This window comes from Streptomyces sp. NPDC088246 (assembly GCF_044741025.1).
Taxonomy (GTDB): Bacteria; Actinomycetota; Actinomycetes; order Streptomycetales; family Streptomycetaceae; genus Streptomyces.
This window is the reverse complement of sequence record NZ_JBIURV010000135.1, coordinates 1-4388: the sequence shown is the minus strand read 5'-3', so window position 1 is coordinate 4388 and position 4388 is coordinate 1. Positions and strand designations below refer to the sequence as shown.

The following is a 4388-nucleotide window of genomic DNA, read 5'->3' as shown; positions in this document are numbered from 1 at the left end:
GCTGGGCAGACCAGCGGACACAACCTGCCCTCACCCGGCCACCCGACCCGAAACCGATCAAAAAACCACTCTCAAATCCCCTCGGTGGATCAAGGTTTAGTAGACCCAATGCTGACTTTACTGATGGTGCGTCAGGCTCTGGTGGGTCACCTGCCTGGTCTGCTGACTGTGATGAGCGGGGTGGCTCCACGGGGTCGGGACCCTTGCTGACTCGTAGTGGTGGAGTGAACGTGCTGGTGATCGGCACATGTTTTACGGCGGCGGGCGATGTCATCTACGGGAAGCGTGGCGTTGTGGTGACCCCACAATGCCGACCCTCCTGGCTCCCCGGAGCCACACGTGATGACTGGGTGTTTACCTATGCCGCCCCCGGTTCGGTGGCGTGTGGCCGGGACCGTGTTCGGCCCTGATCCGGTGCGGGGTCGGATGCCGCCCCGTACCTTCGGGCTGTGTGACCCGGCGGCACGATGTCGCGGAGGAAGCGTCTCTTCTGACGATGCGCAACGGCCACTTCTTCGCAGTGCCTGCGGCCCCGCACGGCGCGATGGCCGTGGCATCCCGAGGCCGCTCCGTAATCGGTTCGGGGATTGTTGAACGTGACCTCCGGTTCGGCCGACGCTGGACCGTCCAGCAGCGGCTGGGGGATGCCCTTCAGCTGCCGGTCGAAAAAGGCTCCTACGTACGCCCGGGTGATTTCCATCGAGCGCCTGCCGGAGAGGGCCTGCGGCGACTGTGCGCCGGGCAGGCCGAGTTCGTCCAGGAAGACGGGGATGCCGGAGAAGCTGGAGTGGTTCGTACCGGCGACGGTCAGCCAGCGTTTCCAGCCGTCCAGCCGGTTCCACGCTTTGTCCCAGCTCGCGTCCGTGCCGCCGGGACGGTGCGTCTCGTCGTCTGTGCCGAGCATCATGAACGGCCTGCCGCCGAGTCCGTCAGCGGGCACGGCGGCATGGAAGGCGCCGTCGATGTTGACGCCCGCCCGGATGCGGCGGTTGCCCGCCAAGGCCGCCGCCGCGCTCGCACCGCCGACCGAGTGACCGGCCATGCCGATCCGGTTCCTGTCGATCAGCCCGGCGTACCGCCAGGTCGGGCGGGGCCCGGCGAGCCGGTCCAGGACGAAGGACACGTCCTTGCCCCGGCTGGCGGTGACGGCCTCCATGTCCTGCTCGCTCTGGGCCTTCGCGCAGGCGACGCAGGTCAGCATCCGGCCACCGGGGAAGGCAGTGCCGATGGACTCGTAGGCGTGGTCCACCGCGGCGACCACGTATCCGCGGCTGGCGAGTTCCTCGGCGAGGCCGGTGAGGGTGAAGCGCGAGACGCCGAACCCTGGGGAGAGCACCACCAGGGGATACCGGCCGCGGGAGGGCCGGGCGTTGACGCGGCCGCTGGTGGCCGTGGCGCTCAAGGTCTCGGCGGGGAAGACGTCTTCCAACCCATAGTTCTGCAGGAGCAGCCGGGCCTCCTGCACTGTGGCGTACGGCGCCGGCGTACTGGTGCCAGGGAGCGCGGGGTAGAACATGCCGACCATCAGCTCACGAGCCGCATCCGGCACCCACGGATCCCGGCGGGCACGGTCGACAAGGTGGAGGGTGTCGTGGCCGACCGTGTACGGGCCGGTGGGGCGGCGAAGCGATGTGCGTGTGTCCGTGTCGCTGTGGACGAGGGCGGCGGCGGGCGCATGGGTCGGGGGCGCGGCGGCCGGCCACGTGGCGGCGGTCGGCAATGCGAGGGCGAGTGTGAGCAGGGCAACGGTCGGTGTTACGGAAGTTCTGAGCGTGGCACGGGACGCTAGGTGCCGCGGCCGGTCCGGCACATCAGCCCCAGTCGCATCCTGGCCACCGCCCCGTCCCGCCCTGGCCAAACCCCGTGTTCCAGAGTCGGCGCACCGGGCGCCCTCGCCGCAGGGGTCGCCGTCGACAACGGGATCGCACTCGTCGAACTGACCCCGCGTCAGGCATCGCTGGAAGAGGCGTTCATGGAGCTGACCCGCGACGCGGTCGAGTACCACACTCCGGACCGGCTTCCGGTGGGCGTGGGCACCGAAGGGCGTGTGGCATGACCACTGATACTCTTCCCCGCCCTGCCGCTGCGCGCGGCCACCTCACCCGGACGCGGGTGCTGCACTCGGAGTGGGTCAAGCTCCGCACTCTGCGCTCGACGTTCCTCACACTGCTCGCCGCCGCCGTTGCGATGACCGGGATGGGCCCGCTCTTCTCGACCGTCACTGCTGCCCACTGGTCCGACATCAGCGCGGCCGAGCGGGCGGCCGTCAACCCGACAGCACTGAGCCTGATCGGGTTCTTCCTGGCACAGCTCGCGGTCGGCGTCATGGGTGTGCCGGTAGTCACTGGCGAATACTCGACCGGAATGATCCGTGCGACCTTCAGTGGTACCGCGCCGATTGCCGGTCCTGTGGGCGAAAGCCGCCGTCTACGGGGCGGTGGCCCGGGCGCTGATGACCACCACGTCCCTGATGGCGTTCCTGGCCGACCGGACGCTGATGTCCTCCACGGGCGCTGGAGCCTCGCTGGGCGACCCCGGTGTCACTCGTGCCGTCCTCGGTAACGGTCTGTATATGACGGTGGTGGCGTTGTTGAGCGTCGGGATCGGCGCCCTGGTCCGCAACACAGCGGGAGGCATGACGACCGTCTTCGGTCTGCTGCTGGTCCTGCCGGAACTTGTCAAGGCTCTCCCGTCCTCCCGGGCCGACCAGGTCGGCCCGTACCTGCCGAGCAACGCCGGACACGCGCTCGCCGTTCTCCAATCGGACCCGAATACCTTGGCGCCGTGGACCGGATTCGCGGTCTGCTGTTTGTACGCGGCTGTAGCCTTCGCCGGAGCCGCAGTGGCACTGAAACGGCGGGACGCATAGTGGCCGGCGTGGATACGGCCGGATCCGGCGACGGGCTCGGGTGGACGCGCGGGGACGCCGCGCCCCGACGGCCCGGACCCCGGAGCGCGTCAACCCTGGGGCCCACTGTCGGGGCGCGGCCCCTCGGCCCGTCCGAACCGGGCATCGGATGACGGAGACCGCGCCCGCCACCACGCCGGCCGGGCGGCCGTGGCGCACCCTGATCGGGCGCGCCCGGCCGCTGTTGGCGCGCGCCCACCGTACGAGCGGTGAGACAGGAGTGGAAATCGCCCCGGAAGAATGACAGTTGTGCCACCGCCTCCTGACCGGCATCGTGATGCAGCAGACTCATCCTCACGGCCTGCGCGCTGGACGTGTGTGTTCCTTGGTCGGATCACATGTTCTGACGAAGGCCGCTTCCGCGTACGCCGGTTACCGAACCGAGTGATCGATTTCGACGTACCATTCGACGCCGAACGTTTAAGATCAAGTTAGTGCTTCTGCCACACAGTGACGTGTGCTTCGAAGTAGTCGTACTCGCGGGGGTTCTGACGCAGGACGCATGGCTCGTCGACCTCGGTGACGAGATCGAAGTCGTTGGCCAATAGTGTCTTGACCGCCTCTTCGCTAGGTGTGGCGTCCCACGCGGACCCCAGCCATGAACCAGGGGGGCTGTACTCCGGGTACCAGGACCACGGGCAAGCGATCATGAGAAGTCCACCGCTGCGCAGAGTCCGTTCCGACGCGCCGAACTGTTGCAGGCAAAGCGCCGGATCGGCCACCCGGTCCACCACATTCGACAGCAGCACGGCGTCGAAGGTGCCATCTATCGCCTGCAGGTCCGCGCCATCCCCGACCTCGAACTCCACGCGTGCACACGTATCCGCGTCCGGGAGCCGCACTTCGACGTCCTTGGTGAACGGCCCCTGCTGCACGATGCTGAACACCCCGCCCCCACCAATGGTCAGGGCCTTGGCCACCTCGATCGACCGTCGGCTGATGTCCACTCCGACCACTCGGTCCTCGACCCAGGTGCTCAACGCGTGGCTGACCCCGCCGACGTTGCATCCCACGTCGAGGGCGGTACGGACACGGGTACCGGTCGACTGGGCGCTCGCCCGAAGCACTTCCGACAGCCGGCGAGGATAGCCGTGTGCTGCGGCGAGCGGATGATCGGCTCTTTCGAACGCGTCGTCGACCACGCCGTAGTGCATCAGTAGATATTTGGAGATCTCCCGCGCCCGGTCGTACTGCGAAATGTGCGACTCAGGTTCGAAGATCTCTTCGCTCTTGACGAGGATCTGGGGCACGAACACTTCTGACTCCTTGGACGACGCGGAAAGTCACGAGCAGATGACAGATGACAGATGACAGATCACGGACGCGGACCGGTCCGACGCCGGAGTGCTGGCCGCTCACGGCGCGGTTCACTGAGGTGATTGGCCAGGTCGGCGATGGTGGGGTGTTGGAAGAGGGTGTGGATGGTGGTGTGGGTGTTGAGGGTTGTGTTGATGCGGTTGGTGAGGCGTATGGCGAGGAG

The 4388-nt window shown here is 67.6% G+C and carries 5 protein-coding genes and 1 pseudogene; 3 read left to right on the top strand and 3 right to left on the bottom strand.

Annotated features, from left to right (window positions below; translation table 11 throughout):
* Positions 1 to 358: 358 nt before the first annotated feature.
* The gene (locus tag ACIPEK_RS46240) at positions 359 to 1720 is read right to left on the bottom strand and encodes an alpha/beta hydrolase family protein (RefSeq protein ID WP_402008935.1); all 1362 of its coding nucleotides are present in this window, start codon (positions 1718 to 1720) and stop codon (positions 359 to 361) included.
* Positions 1721 to 1906: 186 nt separating this feature from the next.
* Here ACIPEK_RS46240 and ACIPEK_RS46235 point away from each other — a divergent pair.
* The 3 genes and pseudogenes from ACIPEK_RS46235 to ACIPEK_RS46225 form a co-directional block, all read left to right on the top strand.
* Positions 1907 to 2056, top strand: a pseudogene (locus ACIPEK_RS46235) (ABC transporter ATP-binding protein); the annotation flags it as partial.
* 315 nt (positions 2057 to 2371) lie between these two features.
* Positions 2372 to 2869: a hypothetical protein gene (locus ACIPEK_RS46230; RefSeq protein WP_402008932.1), complete on the top strand. Its 498-nt coding sequence runs from the start codon at positions 2372 to 2374 to the stop codon at positions 2867 to 2869.
* 148 nt (positions 2870 to 3017) lie between these two features.
* A complete protein-coding gene (locus ACIPEK_RS46225) occupies positions 3018 to 3152 on the top strand; it encodes a hypothetical protein (RefSeq protein ID WP_402008929.1) in 135 nt (44 codons plus the stop codon).
* A gap of 187 nt (positions 3153 to 3339) precedes the next feature.
* Here the strand turns inward: ACIPEK_RS46225 and ACIPEK_RS46220 are convergent, their stop codons facing one another.
* Both ACIPEK_RS46220 and ACIPEK_RS46215 read right to left on the bottom strand, forming a co-directional pair.
* Positions 3340 to 4164, bottom strand: coding sequence for a class I SAM-dependent methyltransferase (locus ACIPEK_RS46220; protein WP_402008926.1), 825 nt, complete (start codon positions 4162 to 4164; stop codon positions 3340 to 3342).
* Positions 4165 to 4223: 59 nt separating this feature from the next.
* Positions 4224 to 4379: an acyl carrier protein gene (locus ACIPEK_RS46215; RefSeq protein ID WP_402008937.1), complete on the bottom strand. Its 156-nt coding sequence runs from the start codon at positions 4377 to 4379 to the stop codon at positions 4224 to 4226.
* Between the last annotated feature and the right edge of the window lie 9 nt (positions 4380 to 4388).